At 60.0% G+C, this 18398-nt stretch carries 11 protein-coding genes and 1 pseudogene; 10 read left to right on the top strand and 2 right to left on the bottom strand.

The annotated features are described in order from the left end of the window. Positions 1-137 precede the first annotated feature (137 nt). Entirely contained in the window at positions 138-1262 is a 1125-nt protein-coding gene (locus BGC09_RS12775) for a MarR family winged helix-turn-helix transcriptional regulator (protein ID WP_069804376.1), read from the bottom strand. 180 nt (positions 1263-1442) lie between these two features. On the opposite strand from BGC09_RS12775, the gene BGC09_RS12770 reads away from it, so the two are divergent. Further along, entirely contained in the window at positions 1443-2678 is a 1236-nt protein-coding gene (locus tag BGC09_RS12770; protein WP_069804375.1) for an MFS transporter, read from the top strand. Positions 2679-3088: 410 nt separating this feature from the next. On the opposite strand, the gene BGC09_RS12765 is transcribed toward BGC09_RS12770, so the two are convergent. After that, positions 3089-4111: a LacI family DNA-binding transcriptional regulator gene (locus tag BGC09_RS12765; RefSeq protein WP_069804374.1), complete on the bottom strand. Its 1023-nt coding sequence runs from the start codon at positions 4109-4111 to the stop codon at positions 3089-3091. Positions 4112-4807: 696 nt separating this feature from the next. Between BGC09_RS12765 and BGC09_RS12760 the strand changes: the two genes are divergently transcribed. From BGC09_RS12760 to BGC09_RS12720, 9 genes and pseudogenes are all read left to right on the top strand, one after another. Next, the gene (locus BGC09_RS12760) at positions 4808-6178 is read left to right on the top strand and encodes an ABC transporter substrate-binding protein (protein ID WP_084658656.1); all 1371 of its coding nucleotides are present in this window, start codon (positions 4808-4810) and stop codon (positions 6176-6178) included. Positions 6179-6286: 108 nt separating this feature from the next. Continuing rightward, positions 6287-7294 carry a carbohydrate ABC transporter permease gene (locus tag BGC09_RS12755; protein ID WP_084658653.1) on the top strand — a complete coding sequence of 336 codons (1008 nt, stop codon included), beginning with the start codon at positions 6287-6289 and terminating at the stop codon, positions 7292-7294. 2 nt (positions 7295-7296) lie between these two features. Next, complete coding sequence (locus tag BGC09_RS12750; protein ID WP_218104038.1) at positions 7297-8307, top strand: carbohydrate ABC transporter permease; 1011 nt, start codon at positions 7297-7299, stop codon at positions 8305-8307. Between the two features lie 134 nt (positions 8308-8441). Further along, a complete protein-coding gene (locus tag BGC09_RS12745) occupies positions 8442-11897 on the top strand; it encodes a malectin domain-containing carbohydrate-binding protein (RefSeq protein WP_069804373.1) in 3456 nt (1151 codons plus the stop codon). A gap of 253 nt (positions 11898-12150) precedes the next feature. Next, positions 12151-14730, top strand: a complete 2580-nt coding sequence (locus tag BGC09_RS12740) for a glycoside hydrolase family 31 protein (RefSeq protein ID WP_069804372.1) — start codon at positions 12151-12153, stop codon at positions 14728-14730. Between the two features lie 396 nt (positions 14731-15126). Next, complete coding sequence (gene cas1, locus BGC09_RS12735; RefSeq protein ID WP_069804371.1) at positions 15127-16149, top strand: CRISPR-associated endonuclease Cas1; 1023 nt, start codon at positions 15127-15129, stop codon at positions 16147-16149. A 30-nt stretch (positions 16150-16179) separates the two neighbouring features. Continuing rightward, a pseudogene (cas2, locus tag BGC09_RS12730) lies at positions 16180-16425 on the top strand (CRISPR-associated endonuclease Cas2); the annotation flags it as partial. Positions 16426-16474: 49 nt separating this feature from the next. Next, positions 16475-17113, top strand: coding sequence for a CRISPR-associated protein Cas4 (gene cas4, locus BGC09_RS12725; protein ID WP_069804369.1), 639 nt, complete (start codon positions 16475-16477; stop codon positions 17111-17113). A 219-nt stretch (positions 17114-17332) separates the two neighbouring features. Further along, positions 17333-18391, top strand: coding sequence for a helix-turn-helix transcriptional regulator (locus BGC09_RS12720; protein WP_069804368.1), 1059 nt, complete (start codon positions 17333-17335; stop codon positions 18389-18391). Positions 18392-18398 lie beyond the last annotated feature (7 nt).

The following is an 18398-nucleotide window of genomic DNA, read 5'->3' as shown; positions in this document are numbered from 1 at the left end:
CTCGCAGGTTGAAGCAGTAGCACAGGCCGCCCGCAGTAGCAAACCTCCGCCCCCACGAGGGAAAGGCCCCGCCCGACCGCAGCGAAGACCTCGCCACAGGCCATTGTCCTCACCCAACTAACCCTGCTATAAGAAGCCTATAGCGAACGACTGGTGATCGTCACGCTGCTGAATGAACCGACCAGGTTGAGATCGTAGATGGCAGCGAGGGAGTCATCGACCTCAGCGCTGCGCAAACGGATGATGCCACCTGCCTGGTTGAAGGTCTGCTGATCCAGCTGCAACTGCACCGCCCAGCCCTTGAAATGTACACGCACGGGTACGCCCGCCGGGCGCTCAATCGAGAGCTGGGAGGCATTGCCGGCGATCGAGATAGGAACGTTTCCTGTGGGAGAAGGCAGCTCCAGGTGCATGTTGCCCACGACCCCTTTGAGGTGCAAGCCGAGCAGCGGCAGCGGGCGCAGGTGGGCCTCCATCTGGGCAACGCCCCCCTCAACAACAATGCGCCAGGGAATGGCAGCATTAAGCGTCAGCTCGGCCTCGCGCACCTGTTCATCGAGCAGAGAAGGACGACGAGCGTAGCGCATCACGACCACCTCTCCCCGTACTTTGATCTCCGGCACCGCCCCCTCAAAACGAGCCTGGTAGAGGAGACCTCTCAGGCCAGCCTCCCCGTGGAGGGAGAGCCGGCCAGGGCCAGAGACCACCAGATGAGCGCGCGTCAGTGACCCAAGGGGAGCCGTAAACAGTCCTTGAGCGGCCTCTTCTCCGTCTGGTATGGCCTGTAGCCGCTGCAGCCGTGCCAGCTCTTGCCTGAGCAGGGAATTGCTGCGCCGCAGGCAATTCAGCAGGAAGGCCAGCCGCTCCTCATCAGCTCTTCCGAGCAAGGCTGGCCAGCGCTGGTCGAAGGCTGCTAGGAAGGTCGCTAGCTCGCGCCGCTTCTCCTGGCTTGGATCAAGCCGCACAATGACTCGCCGCGCATCTTGAGGGTCACGCTCCCGCCTGACAAAACCGGCCTCCTCTAAGCGATTCAACATCCCAGTAATGGCTCCTGTGGTCAGACCAGTCAGGTTCGCCAGCTGGCCAGCAGTGAGTGGGCCAAGACTGTCAAGAAAGACAATCACCTGGAGATCTGCGATGGTCAGGTTGAGCCGAGCCGCCACAACCCGTAAAAAGGTGGTGCTCAGCCCTTGAAACTGTCGTAGCTCACTGGTGAGAGCCTTACCAATCTGCTCCCGACTCGGCTCGCTCTCGCCGAACATAGACGCTTCCTCCCCAGACTGCAAGTTTGCTTAGCAAGTAATATACATCTCAGAAAAGGCAGTGTCACCTTGACATTATCCCGGAATTTCCATATACTTTCCTTAGTAAGTAAGATAAAATCTCAGCAAAGAGCTGATAGCTTAGCGAGAGTCATTATTATATCATAGCAGGACATCTCTATGAACAAGTTACTGGACCAGCGCCGTCTGAAAGCCCCAGTAAGACGAAGCTCTCTTGTACTGCTCCTCGTTATCACGCTGCTGAACACGATGGGGATTGCGATTATCGTTCCTCTGGTGCCTTTTCTCGTTGCCCACGATGCGGCCCCGGGCAATGGACTGGCTGTCGTTGTCGGTTGGCTTACCGCCAGCTATGGCATCTGCCAGTTACTGGCCGCGCCAGGTTTGGGGGTGCTGAGCGATCGCTTCGGGCGTCGCCCTGTCCTCTTTCTCTGTCTCATCGGCTCTGTTCTCGGCTATCTGATCTTGGGGCTGAGCAACGCGCTCTGGCTCCTCTTCCTCGGTCGCATCATCGATGGGGTGACCGGAGGCAACATCAGCGTCTTGTTCGGCTATGTCGCCGATATCACGGAGCCAAAGGAGCGTGGCAAGTACTTTGGACTCCTCGGGAGCGCGGCGGGTCTTGGCTCAATCCTTGGTCCCGTGCTTGGTGGTCTGCTAGCCATCATCAATGAGCGTGCGCCCTTTTTTGCGGCAGCGGGCCTGCTTCTACTCGCTCTCGTCTGGGGCTACTTCGTTCTTCCGGAAAGCCTGGGCCAGCAGTATCGCAAGGCCACCGTCTCTCTCCGTGAGCTGAATCCCTTGCAACAGCTATTCTCGGTCCTGAGCTGGCGAGAGATGCGCTGGCTCCTGCTAGCCTGGTTCCTGTACGCGCTTCCGGTAGGCATCTTGCAGGGAACGTTCACCGTTCTTTTGAAGGATAGCCTCAACTTCAACGCCACGCAAGTCAGCCTTGTGTTGACTGTGCTGGGAGCCGTAGACATCCTGGTCCAGGGCGTGCTGGTCGGCTGGCTTCTCAGACGCCTGGGAGGCCTCCGCCTTGCCCTCCTTGCCCTGACGCTGGTCGGCGTGAGCTACCTTCTGCTCGGTGCCCTTCCCTGGCTGGCAACCCCGGGACTGGCGTTTCTCGGCATTATGCTCTTTGCCAGCGCGGGGAGCTGTGTAGAAAATGCACTGCGGGGCCTGACCTCTGGCATAGCAGGACAGCAGAACCAGGGGCGCGTCAGCGGGGCAATGCAATCCCTCCAATCCCTGGGCTGGGTGGCTGGACCACTGATCGGCGGCTACCTCTATATGATTTGGGGACACTGGCAGGCGTACGCCTTTGCCTCGTTCACAACGCTCCTGGCCATTGCCTGCCTGCGGATCACGCTCCCACTGCTGCGACGAGCGTAGGGCAGGGACAGGAGCGCCCTTGCGGTGAGGGAAGGCGGGAAGGGGCAAAGAGCGCCACATCTTCGGTGATCAGCGCAAGGACTGGGCGACGAGGCCGCTGAAGACACTCCGGGCCTACAGGCAGCACAGCGCCCGTTTTAGGCTGTTGCCTCCCTCTTCTCACGCTATCCCTCTCCATCTCTGTACCGCCCCCGCAGACTAATGGTCCCCAGCAGCCCCGTCAGCTCTTATCTTATTGAGCATCGAAGGTGTCAGGGTCAGGACCAAGACGCACGCCTGTATCGAGAGCTGAAATAGCAGCCATCTCCTCCTGACTCAATTCGAAATCAAAGATCAGAAAGCAGAAGAGGGAAGAGCGCCTGGGGCCAGCCCTGCCTGGGTACAGGCAGGGGAGAGGCTAACCTTCGAGTCTAGCTATTTCCCCTGCCCAGTGGACCCTGGCGTGGTGGCCCACACGACTCTCGAACGACCAGCGAGGTCGCCAGCTCCACATGATGCGTCTCCAGCGTCTGACCGGCGATCAGGCGCAGCAACATCTCCGCCGCCATACGTCCCATCTCCTCCAAAGGCTGGCGGATCGTTGTCAATGGTGGCGCCATATGGGCCGAGTAAGTCACATCGTCGAAACCGATGACGCTCATCTCCTCGGGAATACGGATATGACGGCGGTAGAGCGCCTGATAGACGCCCGCCGCCTGGGCATCGTTCCCGGCAAAGATGGCGGTCGGCGGGTCTGGCAGGTCAAGGAGCGCTTCCGTCTGCCGAATGCCATCACCCAGCAGATAGCTCCCCTCACAGATCAAGGCCGGATCAACAGCGATTCCCGCCTGCTCCAGAGCCTCGCGATAGCCAGCCAGGCGCGCCCGCGAAGTCGTCAGATGCAGCGGGCCAGTGATGATGCCAATGCGTCGATGGCCCAGCGAGAGCAGATACTCCGTAGCGGTATAGCCACCAAGCCAGATCGTCGAGCCGATTGTCGGGAAGGCCGTCGTCGGCTCGTTGCGATCGCCAATGGCCACAAAAGGAATGCCCTGCTCTAAGAGCGTATCAGCGATCCCAACTCGTTCGTAGGGCAGCAAGAGCAAAACCCCGTCGCTCGACTGATCGAGGATACGCCGTAACCAGAGACGCTCGGTCGCCTCATCCTCATTGGTCGCAAAGACTACGAGGCGGTAGCCGCTCTGCTCCAGCACCTCCTGCACACCCTGCATGATGCCGAGATCATAGCCGCCCTCCAGACGCATCAGCACCAGGTCGATCAAGCCGCTGCGCCCCTTGCGCAGATGGCGCGCAGCATGGTTCTGGACATAATCGCTCTGCTCGATCAGGCGCTGGATGCGAGCACGTGTCTTCTCACCAACGCCAGGCCGCTGATTCAGGACCTTGGAGACCGTTGTGGTCGAGACGCCTGCGCGCCTGGCGATCTCTACCATAGTTAAGCGCTTTGATCGTTTTGGTTCCAGTGTCGGCCCCTCCCCTGTCCCAGTAGGGTAAACGATAACTCAAAAAGGTCATTTCAATGGTACCACGCTCTCCCCGCCATGTCAACGCACTCCCCAGGCGTCCCACTGAGCAGGCAAAGCCCATATCCCGCTTCTGGCGCTTCCTGGATCAAGGGAAACGAGTACCCAGACTTCCCCTTGACAATCCTCTGTTTCTATGCTACCTTCTACCTCAGAAGGCAGAGTAAACGTTAACCTTACGTTGCCTCGGCTCACCCAGCTCGTCAGCGCTTGACGGGAGCCAGCGCCTGCCAACGTTGGCCAGCGACAGATACGCTTAAGGAGGTCACTCAGCTATGGCGCTCTTCGCTTCTCCTCCAGCAGTACCAGCACGCTCATCCTGAGCAGCCCTCACAGCGGCATCATTCGCCTCGCTTCCACCTTTGACCGCCATCTTTGGCTGGCTGGCTGGCTGGCAGACTGACCGATTGACTGACCGGCAGAATAAATGAACGGAGTCCTCCACCCAGCAACCGTGCGCGGCCAGGTGCAGCAGGCCCTCTTTCCTACGCTCTTCTCTGGCCAGGCCGGGATCAATTGTCATGTGGCGCATCGGGCGCAGTTTATATAGACGTCCGGACGGCATGACATAGGGATATTCTGTCTATTTTCCAAGGAGGTCATCCTATGAGCACGCAAGGATCAGGGTCCCCTCTGAATCGGCGCCGCTTCTTGCAGCGCTCGCTGGCTCTGGGGGCCGGCGTCGCGGGCCTGGAGCTGCTCGCAGCCTGTGGCGGCACCAGCAGCAGCTCTACCACCGTCACAGCTACAGTCAATACGCTTCCCCCCTCGACCAATCCTGGAGCCGTCTACGTCTTCAACCAGGTGGTCAAAGACTTCGAGCAGGCCTATCCCCACGAGCACATTGTCGGCAAGAACGACCCCTACGACCCTACGACCTACTTCGCGAAACTGGCCGCCAACCAGCTTGAAGACGGCGTCCAGAGCTATTTTACTGAGCCTCCCCTGCTTATCGCCCGCCACGCTGTGGCCGACATCACCAGCCTGGCCAGAAGCTGGCCCTCGTTCAAGGACTATATCCCGAGCATCGCCTCGATTGTGACCCGCGGCGATCGCGTCTACGGGATTCCGGTGAATGGCTATGTGCTCGGCATCTTCTATAACCGCAAGCTGTTCCAGGGAGCTGGTCTCGACCCCGATAAGCCGCCCACAACCTGGGAGGAATTCCGCGGCTATGCCAGGCAGCTTACCAGCTCGAAGGTGGCCGGCTTTGCTGAAACCAGCACGGCCAACCAGGGTGGCTGGCACTTCACCAACTGGATGTACACCGCCGGTGGGGATCTGGAGTCCGCCGATGGCACGAAGGCCCTCTTCAACAGTACCCAGGGAGTAAGTGTGCTGAATTTCCTGAAGGCCATGCGCTTTACCGATCGCTCAATGACCCAGCAGCAGCTGCTGACCCAGGCCGATACATTGCAGCTGCTGGCAACAGGCAAGGTGGCGATGGTGGTGATGGCTCCAGACCAGCTCAATGCCCTCCAGGCCCAATATCAGGCTAATCTGAAGGATTTCGGGATTGGCCCGATGCCTCAGAATGGGGGGAACGCCGCGCTGACTGGTGGCAATCTTTGGGTCTTCAATCCGAAGTCGGCCCCCGAGGTGATCAAGGCGGCTTTTGACTATGTGATCTATTCAAACTTCAATCTGGAGGTTGTCGAGCGCAGCCTGGCCCAGCAGGCCGCCGCCGGTCAGGCCGTGGGGGCTCCAACAGCGGTGCTGTTCCAGGGAGCTTTCCAGCAGCAGCTCTCGGCGCTCTACCGCAAGTATGCCACGGTGCCTTTGGAAAACTATACTGCCTTCATGAATGCGCAGCTGCAGCTCCGCCCGGAGCCGCGCAATCAGACGCAGAAGATGTACGCCGCTCTTGATCCGGTGATGCAGGCGATTCTGACCGATCCGAAAGCCGACCCGGAAACGCTGCTGAACCAGGCCGCCCATCAGTTTCAGCAGATTCTCGATCAGTCAAGCGCGTCTTAGGGAAGGCTTGCCCGCCCGCGCTGTCTCTGCGCCGTGCGCCAGCGCAGTGCCGTTAGAAGGTCTGGGCCAGGGGCGCTGCGCCGGCCCGGCGCGCTGAAGGAGGGCCTCATGTCACGTTCTTCGTCATCACCATCGCCGCTGTCGCCCCCTCGCGAGCCGGCGCCGGCCTTGATGTCAGGCGCAGGACTGCTGGCTGCCCGCGGGGAGCAGGCTCACCGGCGCCTGGGTCCGCTCAGTCGTCGGCTCTGGGCACTCTGGCGCCAGGTCCAGGGCTATCTCTTTCTCTTGCCGGCGCTCCTGATCTTTGCGCTCTTCGTCTGGTATCCGGTGGTGCTGGGTTTCGTGATGAGCTTTCAGAGCGTCGACCTGATCAATCCTGCGACCTGGGTCGGCTGGACCAATTACCGCCATGTCCTGGCAGATCCCCTGTTTGCTATCGCCTGGCGGAATACGCTGGCGTTTACCGGCTATGCCTTGCTCTTCGGTTATGTGGTGCCGTTGGTGCTGGCGCTGGCGATCAATGAGATGCGCCACGGCAAGAGCTACTTCCGCCTGGCTTTCTATTTGCCGGTAATGCTGCCGCCGATTGTGACGGTCTTTCTGTGGCGCTGGATGTACGATCCCGATGCTGGCCTGCTGAATGCGCTGCTGAGCCTGGTCCATCTGCCAGGCCGACTCTGGCTGGAAGATCCTCAGACGGCTCTGCCCGCCCTGGTGGTGGTGGCTACCTGGAGCGCCGCCGGCTCAACAATGCTCGTCTATCTGGCCGCCCTTCAGGGAGTGCCCGCCTCTCTCTACGAGGCGGCAGAGATCGACGGAGCTGGCTTCTGGCATCGCCTCTGGCATGTGACCTTGCCCTGCATTCGCCCTATCATGCTGCTGATGCTAGTGTTGCAGATTATTGCGACGATGCAGGTCTTTATCGAGCCGTTTACGATCACCGGCGGCGGCCCACAGCATGCCACGCTGAGCGTTCTGTTGCTGATCTATACCTATGCTTTCCAGAATGCAGACTTCGGTGAGGCAAGCGCTCTGAGCGTGATGCTGTTCCTGGTACTGGCCGCCTTTGCTCTGGTGTATATGCGGATGACCAGTCGCCTGCTACAAGGAGACTGACTATGAAGATGGACCACTTTGAAACGTTGCACAGGCCAGATGAGCAGGAGCCAGCGGCGGTCGCTGGACAACGCTGGAGAGCCTGGCGCCTGCTACTTGCCACGCGCCGCTCTTCTGCTGAGACGATGGTCAGCAGCGAACGAACGCTGATCTCTCCCTTGATGCTCCGCCGCCCCCTGGTGCGCGCGCTCTACTGGGGAGTTTTCTCGCTGCTGCTGTTGGGAACGGTGACGACCTTCGGCCCGCTCTATTGGATGGTGAGCGGGGCTCTGAAATCGAATGTGGAGATCTTTCAGACGCCACCGACGTTCTGGCCCACTCATCCCCAGTGGAGCAATTATAGCAATGCCTGGCAGATTTTGCAGCTACCGCTCTATATGTGTAATTCGCTTCTCCTGGCTATCGGGGCAGTGGTGCTGCAACTGCTGGTCTCAGCAACGGCAGCGTATGCGCTTTCGAAACTGCGTCTGCGAGGTAAGAATGCGCTTCAGTTCGCTTTCTTCGCGACGTTGATGGTGCCTTCGGTCGTCTATCTGATTCCTCAGTTCGTCAATATCAGTGATCTGCCGCTGATCCATGTGTCGCTGATCAATAGCTGGGCCGGGGTTTGGCTGCCGGAGGCGGCCAATGCCTTCAATATTCTGGTGCTGAAGAGCTTCTTCGATACGATCCCCAGTGAGTTGATCGACGCCGCCCGGCTGGACGGGGCCAGCAGCTGGCAGGTCTTTACACGCATCGTTCTGCCACTTTCGCGCCCAGCCCTGGCTGTGATTACGATCTTTACGGTGATCGCTTCCTGGAAAGATTTCCTCTGGCCGCTGCTGGTGCTGTCCAACAGCAACCTGCAGCCACTGCTGGTCGCCCTCTACCATGAGTCGGGCCTCAATGCCAATCTGCCGTTCAGCTATTTGATGGCCGGTCTGGTCTTCGCCAGTATTCCGCCTATATTGCTGTTCTTGCTTTTCCAGCGCCAGATTATTCGCGGTGTCAATCTGACCGGCCTCAAGGGCTAGGCCAGGATGGCCAAACAGGTTCAGGGAGGTCTGAGGCGTTCTTTCTGGGCGGTCTGACTGCCTCGGATGGTGGGCCGGCCTCAACGCTCTCGCTCTCTGATGAGACATGGAGTTGTCATGAAAGGAGGTATCTGATGCAGGATGCTAAGCGGCGAGCGATCGCCTTGCTCCGCTGCAGTGGAGATCGTCGGGCGGTGCTGCTTCTCACAACGCTGGTGTTGGTGCTGAGTAGCCTGGGGATTGCGCTGATGCTGCCGCGCCTGACGGGCACGGCCCGGGCCAGTAGCGCAGCGGTCAGCGGTGGCTCCGGCGCCACGCTGCCTTACGTGGAGCTGGAGGCCCACCAGGCTACGACCAACGGGAGTATTCTCGGCCCCGATTTTACCCTCGGCAGCCTGGCCTCCGATGCGGTGGATCGTCAGGCAGTACTCTTGACAGGTGGGCAGTATGTGCAGTTCACGCTGACACAGCCCGCCAATGCCCTGAATCTGCGCTACAGTATCCCCGATTCAGCCAGCGGCGGCGGGATTGCGGCGACGCTGAGCATCTACATCAACGGGGTGAAGCAGTCTCAGGAGCTGCAACTGACGTCGAAATATAGCTGGCTCTACGGGCAGCCGAATTTTTCGAATTGCAACGCCAACGACTGGAGCGATACACCCGGCGGCACACCGCATCACCAGTTTGATGAGGTGCATGTCCTGCTGCCGCAGATGAGCGCCGGTACAACGGTGAAGTTGCAGGTCGACCCCGATAATACGGCTCCCTGGTACGCCATCGATGTGGCCGATTTCGAGCAGGTGCCAGCCCCGCTGACGCAGCCCGCCGGCTCAATCTCGGTGACCGATCCCCCATATAATGCCGATCCTACGGGCAAGGTCGATGCCACGAGTGCTATCCAGCAAGCTGTCAATGACGCCTCGGCCCAGGGCAAGACGGTCTGGCTGCCCAAGGGGACATTTCTGGTGACCAGCCATATCCTGGTCAACAACGTGACGATGACCGGGGCTGGCCCCTGGTATACCGTGCTGACAGGCGCTCCCGTTGGGAGCAACGGCACTGGCGTTGGTGTCTATGGCTACGATGCCTACGATGGTCAGACCAGCTCCAATGTGACGCTGTCGAATTTTGCGATCGAGGGGCAGATTACGAATCGCATCGACTGCCTCCAGGATAACGGTATCGGCGGCTCCCTGAACAATTCGACGATTTCGAACATCTGGATCGAACACACCAAGGTGGGGATGTGGTTCGATGGTCCCTTCAGCGGCCTGAAGATCACCGGCTGCCGCATCGATAGCGTGCTGGCCGACGGCATCAATTTCCATCGCAACGTGACCAACTCCAGCGTGACGCAGACCATCATCCGCGGCACCGGCGACGATGGTCTGGCGATGTGGTCGGCTACCGATAATGTGCCGGCGACCGGTGATAGTAACAATACCTTTGACCACGATACGGTGCAGTCGCCGTATCTGGCCAACGGGATCGCGATCTACGGGGGCAATGGCAATAGCGTGACGAACGATCTGGTGACCGGCTCGCAGTATCGCGGCGGCGGCATCATGATCGACTATGAGGACTTTGGCAACGCTACCGCGCCTTTCGCCGGGACGACGACGGTGAGCAATGATACGATCCGGCAGACGGCGGGCATCGGCGATCAGGGCATCCAGCAGTTTGGCGCACTGATGTTCTGGGCCGATAGCGGGGCGATGAATGCGACGTTTACGGTCTCGAATGTGGAGATCGATAACAGCCAGTACATGGCGATTTCGTTCGATGGTGGGAACCCCATCAGTACGATCAATATGAATGGGGTGAACATCAGCGGCGCCGAATTTGCTTTTTCGAATAAGGTGAGCCAGGTGACCGGCTCGGCAAGCAATGTGACGGCCAGCGGGTTGACGGTGGCCAGTATCCAGAGCTGCGAGAGCAGCGGCTCCTGGAATATTACTCTGGGCAGCGGTAACTCCGGCTGGAGTCCCAGCTCACAGGTCTGCGGCTTCCCCACAGGGACCCCAACGCCGGCGCCTTCGCCAACGGCTCCGTTGCCGACGCCAACTCCTTCGCCAACCCCGACGCCGCAGCCGGCACCGACGGGGACCTTGGTCCTGGCTATTAATGCTGGCGGCAGCGCGGCGGGCAACTTTGTTGCTGATACCAATTATGACCAGGGGAATCAGTATAGCGATACCTCGACGACGATCAACACCAGCCGTGTGGCTGAGGCTATCCCGCAGGCGGTCTGGCAGTCCTGCCGCTGGAATAGCTCCTTTACGTACACAATCGGCGGCCTGCGCGCAGGCACTACCTACACGGTGGCGCTCGATTGGGCAGAATTGACCTGGACGGCTGCCGGTCAGCGCCTCTTCAATGTGGCAATCAATGGGACGACGGTGCTGAGCCGTTTCGACGTCTACGCCACGGCAGGCTACAAGACGGCCCTGCAGAAGCAGTTTGCGGTGACGGCCAACGGCAGTGGCCAGATTGTGATCGCCTTTACGCAGGGCGGGGCCGATAATCCCTTTATCAGCGGCATTGAGATCTGGCAGCCGTCGGGCGGCACGGCCACGCCGACCCCAACGGTGACGGTGACGCCAACGAGCACGGCCACGCCGACCCCAACGCCCGCCCCTTCGGGGACGCTGGTTCTGGCGATCAATGCCGGCGGCGGTGCGGCTGGCAATTTTGTGGCCGATACGGACTACAATCAGGGGAATCAGTATAGCGATACCTCGACGGCCATCAATACCAGCGGGGTGAGCAATCCCGCCCCACAGGCGGTCTGGCAGTCCTGCCGCTGGAATAGCTCCTTTACGTATACCATCCCCGGCCTGACGGCAGGGACGGTCTATGTGGTGAAGCTGGATTGGGCCGAGTTGACTTTCCAGGCCGCCGGCCAGCGCGTCTTCAATGTGACGATCAACGGGAGCCCAGCCCTGATTAACTTTGACGTCTATGCCACGGCAGGCTATAAGACTGCCGTACAGCGCCAGTTTAATGTGGCCGCCAATAGCAGCGGCCAGATCGTCATTGCTTTCACTCAGGGGACAGCCAAGGCCGACAATCCTTTCATTAATGGCATCGAGATCTGGAAGCCAACCAGCACGCCGACACCGCCCCCGACAGGAACACTGATCACCGCCATCAATGCCGGTGGTTCAACTGCAGGCAATTTTGTGGCCGATACGGGCTACAATCAGGGGAATCAGTATAGCGATACCTCGACAGCCATCAATACCAGCGGGGTGAGCAATCCCGCCCCACAGGCGGTCTGGCAGTCCTGCCGCTGGAATAGCTCCTTTACGTACACAATCACTGGGCTGTTTGCTGGGGCCCGCTATACGGTGAAGCTGGATTGGGCTGAGTTGACTTTCCAGGCCGCTGGCAAGCGCGTCTTCAACGTGGTGATCAATGGGCAGGCAGTGCTGAGTAATTTCGATGTCTATGCGACAGCGGGCTATAAGACCGCTCTGCAGCGCCAATTTACGGTTCAGGCTAACAGCAGCGGCCAGATCGTGATTTCCTTTACTCAAGGAAGCGCCGATAATCCTTTCATCAACGGCATCGAGGTCTATCAGGCATGATCTGCCTGACCGGGATGCAGTACCGCTTTCCTTCACAGGTGAGTGGATAGGCAGACGAGCAAGGACGCTAGTTGCTGGATAGGTAAGACCCCGCTCGGAGCGCGGAGCACTCGCTCCGCCTCCGGAGGGGTCAGGTTTTCACAGGCCGGCTCGGCCCAGTTCAACAGCGCTTCTTTGTTCGTTTCTCAGCGAACCGATGAGCAGCGATCAACTGATAAAAACAAGCAACTAGAGTGGAAAGGAACCGAGCTTCATGGAGAGGGCACAGCCAGGAGCCACCAATGCTCACCCCGTTGCCACCTGGTCACATGGTCCGGGTGATCCACGCGGCCCACACGGCCCAGAAGGCTATCAGGCGCTGGGCCAGGCTCAGGTCTGCGAGCGGGCCACGGCCAGCCTTTGCCTGCGCAGTGGCCCGGCCACGGTCGAGGTGACGGCACTCGCGCCGGACCTCTTCCGGGTTGGCCTTTTTCTGGATGGTCGTCCCCGCCGCTATGAGTCGCCGGCTGTGGTAGAACAGTCTTGGCAGGCCGGCCCGGTGATAATCACGGAGCCGGCAGCGGGGCAGCTGAGCATGGCCACCCCGTTCGCGACGGCCCACCTCTCTCTTGATCCCTTGCGCATCAGTTTTTCTGATCCGAGTGGGCGGGTCTTTGCCGCCGATGATCCTGAGTTAGGGATGGGCTGGTTTGCCCGGCCCGCCGAGGAGGCGTCTGTGCCGCTGGCCAATGTAGCGGGGACGCTGGGCCTGCCGCTGCGTGTCTACAAGCAGCATTGGCCCGAGGAGCACTACTTCGGTTGCGGCGAGCGCACCGGCGGTCTCGATCAGACGGGGAGCTACCGGCTCTTCTGGAATACCGATCCGCCGCCCGGACGCAGCGTCTTCCAAAATAATCTGTACGTCTCCATCCCCTTTACGCTGGTGTTGGCCAACGGTCTGGCCTGGGGGCTGTTTCTGGATAACCCTGGGCGGGTGGCCTTCGATCTGGCTCACGAGGACCCGGGACGCTCCTGGTTCGGCACAAGTACCGGTGATCTGATCTATTATGTGTTTTGTGGCCCGACACCCCAGGCGGTGCTGGCACGCTATACCGAGCTAACCGGGCACACGCCTCTGCCCCCGCTCTGGTCGCTCGGCAACGGTCAGAGCCGCTTTAGCTATGCTTCAGCGGAGGAGCTGCGCGAGGTGGCAGCGACCTTCCGCGCGCGCGATATCCCTTGCGATACGCTCTATCTGGATATCGATGCCCTCGATGGCTACCGTGTCTTTACCTGGGACCGGGAACGCTTCCCTGATCCCGCTGGTCTCTTCGCCGAGCTGCGCGCTCAAGGCTTCCATGTGGTGAGTATTGTCGATGCTGGCATCAAGGTCGATGAGGGCTACGCGGTCTACACAGATGGGAAGCGGCGTGATCTGTACTGTAAGACTCCTGATTATCAGGATTATCAGAATGCGGTCTGGCCGGGCCTCTGTGTCTTTCCCGATGTGACGAATCCGGAGGCACGCGCCTGGTGGGGCGAGCAGCATCGCCCACTGCTGGAGGCCGGTGTGGCCGGCATTTGGACCGATATGAACGAGCCAGCCGTCTTTATTCCGGTTCATGGGACGCTGCCGCCTGAGACGATCCATCCCGGGGGAGGGCGACCGCGTCTGCATGCCGAGATTCACAATGCCTATGGCTCGTTATTGGTTCAGGCGACGCGCGAGGGGCTGCAGCGCCTGCGCCCGGATGAGCGTCCGTTTGTGATTTCGCGCGCCGGCTACGCTGGCATCCAGCGCCAGGCCTTGCTTTGGACCGGCGACAATGCGTCAACATGGGAGGACCTGGCCCAGAGCGTGCCACAGTTGCTTAATCTGGGCCTCTCGGGCGTGAGCTGGTGTGGCAGCGATATTGGTGGCTTCTACGGCGATTGCAGTGGTGAGCTGCTGGCTCGCTGGACGGAGTTCGGCATTTTTCAGGCTTTCTGCCGCAACCACTCGGAGAAGCAGACTCGCCGTCAAGAGCCGTGGGTGTTTGGCGAGCCGTATGAGTCGGTCTGTCGCGCCATGCTCAAGCTGCGGCAGCGCCTGCTCCCCTACCTGTATACGCTGTTCGAGGAGTGTCACCGCACTGGCGCGCCAGTGCTGCGCCCGCTTTTCTGGATGGCGCCGGCAGATCCCGCTGCCTGGGCTTACGATGATGAGGCGCTCTGCGGCCCTGCGCTGCTCATCGCGCCTGTCACACGTCCGGCTGTCAGTCACCGCCATGTCTATCTGCCCGCTGGCACCTGGTTCCATTTCTGGAGCGGTCAGCGCTTCAGCGGTCCGACCCATGTGATAGCCTATGCCCCGCTCGGGCAGCCGGCGCTCTATGTGCGGGCCAATACAGCGGTGCCACTTTGGCCCGAGATGAACTATGTGGGAGAGCGAGCGCCTGATCCGCTGACGCTGCTGCTTTACCCAGCCGAAGGGAGCGGCGAAAGTAGTCTCTACGAGGACGCCGGCGATGGCTACGGCTACTTGCAGGGGGAGTACGCTCGCCGGCGCATCATTTGCGAGGTCGAAGGCGATGAGATCCGGGTGTTCATTGGCACCCGCGAGGGCCGCTTTGTGCCAGAGCGCCAGCGTATCGTGTTGGAGCTGCGCGCCCTTGAGCGCGCTCCCTGGAGTGTCGAGCAGAGTAGCGGAAACGGCGACTCCGCCAGCCAGGTCGAGTGGTCCTATGACCAGGAGCAGGACCGCCTGCTGGTGACGCTGCGGGAGCAGGTTGAGGCACAAGAGCTGAGTATCCGCCTGGCGGCAAAAGCCACCGAGGGAGGGCCAGGCGCCTGGCTGGCTGGAGAAGACGAATGAGGAGCCTGCCGCTCGATCGGCTGTGAGCGGTAGGCAAGACGCTGACCTTCCCGCTGCTCGTCCCGGTCACTCGCCAGGCACTCAGGCAGTGAGCGCGGATCAGTTGGCTTCTTCGCCCGTGTCAGTTCATTAGATCAGGCTCCTCCAGGCCCTGGTGCTGCCAGAGCTAGTAGAGAGAGGAAGAGTGCTGGCAAGAGGTGCCAGTACTCTTCCTTTTGTTTCTCTCCTCTTTTAGAGTACTGCCGCTGATTCCGATGCTTTAGCGGAATCCTCTCGCTACTCTTGTAGACATGAGCACGCAGCTACTCAGGCTGTTTCAGCCTGGTAGCTGCAGTATAATCACCAGATGATTCCGATAAAAATGCTAATGGCTATCGTCTGACGAATAGGGAAACTATGAATCTGATTGTGGAAGGGAAAGGCATTTTTATTAGTAAACATCAAGGAAGAATTCGCCTGGTCCGGGATTCGCAGGTCGTGGAGGAAGTACCACTGATCCATCTCAATCAAATTCTTGTTATCGATACAGGCGTTGGGATCTCCAGCGATGTGGTGAAGCTCTGCAGCGAGGAAGGGATCGCCCTCCATTTCCTGGAGAAAAATGGCATGGTGAGAGCCTCACTCTACGCCGCCGGGCTGACAGGTACGGTGCTCACCAGGCGCGCACAACTGCTGGCTTTCAGTTCCGCTAAGGGCTGCGAGCTTGCCCTGGCTTTCACCCGCGGCAAACTGGCGAATCAGATTCATCTGCTGCGCTACTTCATGCGGAGCCGCAAAGATGAGCAGCCTCAGCTCTGCCAGAAGCTGCACCAGTCGGTGCAAGCTATCCAGGACCTGCTTGGGGAAATGGACGGGTTAACCATCAATCGACAGGGAGTTGAAGAGTTGCGCCCCTCTTTGCTCTCATTGGAAGGCCGGGCCGCTCAGCACTACTGGGCGGGCGTCAGGTATGTTCTGCCTGAGCAGATCGATTGGCCCGGGCGTCAGACACGGGGAGCCACTGATCTTTTCAATGCCCTCCTCAACTACGGCTACGGCGTGCTTTATGCTCAAGTTGAACAGGCCATCCTCTTGGCGGGGCTTGATCCCTACGCGGGCTTTCTCCATGCCGACCGTCCCGGCAAACCCAGCCTGGTTCTTGATTTGATCGAGGAGTTCCGTCAGTGTACAGTTGATCGAACGCTGGTCGGTTTGCTTAATCGGCGCGTGCCGCTGGAGCAGGATAGCGAGGGGTTGCTGACTGCAGAGACACGTCGTAAGGTGGCCGAGAAGGTATTGGAGCGCCTGAGCGGGAGCAGCGAGCTGTATGAAGGGAAGCGCCAGGCTCTTCGCTTGATTCTACAGCAGCAGGCCCGTCATTTGGCCTCCTTTTTGCGCGGCGATCGCGAGACCTATACGCCCTTTGTCGCCGGTTGGTAGTCAGTGGAGAAGAGAAGGGGAGATTCTTTCATGCGCACACTGGTCATTTACGACATTTCTCACGATGGCACGCGCACGAAGATCGCCGATGCCTGCCTCGACTATGGCCTGGAGCGTCTGCAGCAGAGCGCTTTTATCGGGGAGCTATCTCCCAGCCAGCAACGTGAGCTGTTTCTCAAGATGCGCCAGCGCCTGGGACGGCATGGGGCGAATATCCAGCTCTTTGCTCTTGATGAACGAGCCTGGGCCAGCCGCCGGGTGATTATCCGCGCTGAGCCGACGCCAGTGGAAGACGGGTCACAACGAGTGCAGAAGGAGGTAAGTGATGGAAGAGAGGAGTCTGCATCTTCTTGAGGAAGAGATAGAAACGTGGTGGCTGGATGTGACCGATCTGAAACAGTATGCCTGCTGTCCTCGCCTGATTTACTATCGCTATACCTGGCCAACCATTCGCCCCTTGACCCTGGCTATGCAGGCCGGCAAGGAGAGTCATCGCGCAGAGGCCCCGCTCCACGAGGTTCGCCGTAGCCTGCGCCGCTACGGCCTCGCTGAAGGTGAGCGGCTCTTTCATCAGCCGCTGATCTCCAGACGGCTGGGTCTCAAGGGGCGTGTTGATCTGTTGATTGTGTCACCATCGCTGGCTGCCCCGCTGCGCGAGGCGACCATTGTCGAGTATAAGGATTCGGAGCGCCAGAGCCAGGCCCACTTTATGCTCCAGCTAGCCGCCTATGCCTTGATGGTCGAGGAAGAGCTAGGTCTCCCTATCAGGGGAGCGTTCTTATATAGCCTCCCTCTGCGCCAGGCCGAACCGGTGCCGCTGACACGCGCGCTGCGTCGCCGTGTTGAGACAACAGTGGCGGCGATCCGTCAGAGCCTGCAGACAGAGAGCCTGCCAGGGCCTACGGCTCAGCAGCGGCGCTGCCCGCTGTGCGAGTTCCGACGCTTCTGCAACGACGTGGTGTGAGTGAAGGGGGAGGGGAACAGGAGAGTAGAAAGCTAAGGCAAGGGGGCCCGTCCGAGAGAAGAGACCGGGATTCCGACGATTTAGCGGAATCGCCTGGCTATACTCTCCCCAGAGCAGCAGGCCGACTGCTATCCCAGCGCAGCGGCAGGCCCCTGGCCCAGCTCCTCTTCCAGGCTAGGCCAAAACAAGCAAGAGCACCAAGGGAAAGGAGATGCCGCCTTGAATATCGAGACTATGAAGCGGGTCCATCGCCTGCAGACGATCATTCACCTGTTCGAGAGTCAGGTGCAGCGGCGTTGGCGCACCCGCGAGATCGCTGAGCGGCTGGGCATCAATGAGGATACGGCAAACAAGTACCTGAATGAGCTGCAGGTGACTGGCCTGCTGCCTCTTACGAAAGAGGGCCTCTACTGGTTTTTGCCAGAAGGGGCGGTCATCCCCAGGTTGCAGCTCTCCCTGAGCTATCCCGAGGCGGTGGGCCTCTATCTGGCTGGCCGCCTCCTGGCCCAGACGCGCGATGAGCGTAACTGGCATCTGACGATGGCCCTGCATAAGTTGGTGGAGGCGCTACCCACTCCCGTGCGCGAGCAGCAGGAGACGATTGCAGCGCTGCTGCTCACGGAAGATAGCGAAAGGGAGGATTTTTCGGCCATTTTTCTAGCGCTGGCCTGTGGCTGGGTCCAGCACCGGCGCGTTCGCCTGATCTACGAGCCGCCGCGCAAGAGCCGTTTTGAGACGCTTTTCGATCCCTATCTGCTGGAACCATCGGCTATTGGGCGGACCATCTATGTGCTCGGCTACAGTCACGCTGTGCTGGCCTTGCGTACTTTGAAGCTGGAGCGCATCCAGCATGCGGAGCTGATTAATGAGTCATTTGTCCCTGATCCCTCCTTTAAGGCCGAGGAATTGCTACAACGGGCCTGGGGCGTGATGTATGGCGATGAGGAACCGGTCAGGGTGCGTCTGCACTTCAGCAGCCAGGTTGTGAAGCGGGTGCGTGAGACGCGCTGGCATCCGTCGCAGGAGATTCGCCTGACGCGCGACGGCTGCGAGTGGACGGCCCTGATCGGTGATCTGGTCGAGATTGAACCCTGGGTTCGCGGTTGGGGAGCCGACTGTGTGGTGTTGGAGCCGGAAGAGCTGCGCCGGCGGGTCATCAGCCACGTCCAACGGGCCAGTCAGAACTATGGTTTGCAGCCTGGTCCTCTCTCCACTCATGAGCCAGGCAGGCTCAACCCGGATCTGTTTCGCCATCGCGTCCAAACAGAAGAGGCTTAGGTGAAGG

Source organism: Thermogemmatispora onikobensis, assembly GCF_001748285.1.
GTDB lineage: Bacteria > Chloroflexota > Ktedonobacteria > Ktedonobacterales > Ktedonobacteraceae > Thermogemmatispora > Thermogemmatispora onikobensis.
This window is presented reverse-complemented; position numbering and strand designations above follow the sequence as displayed.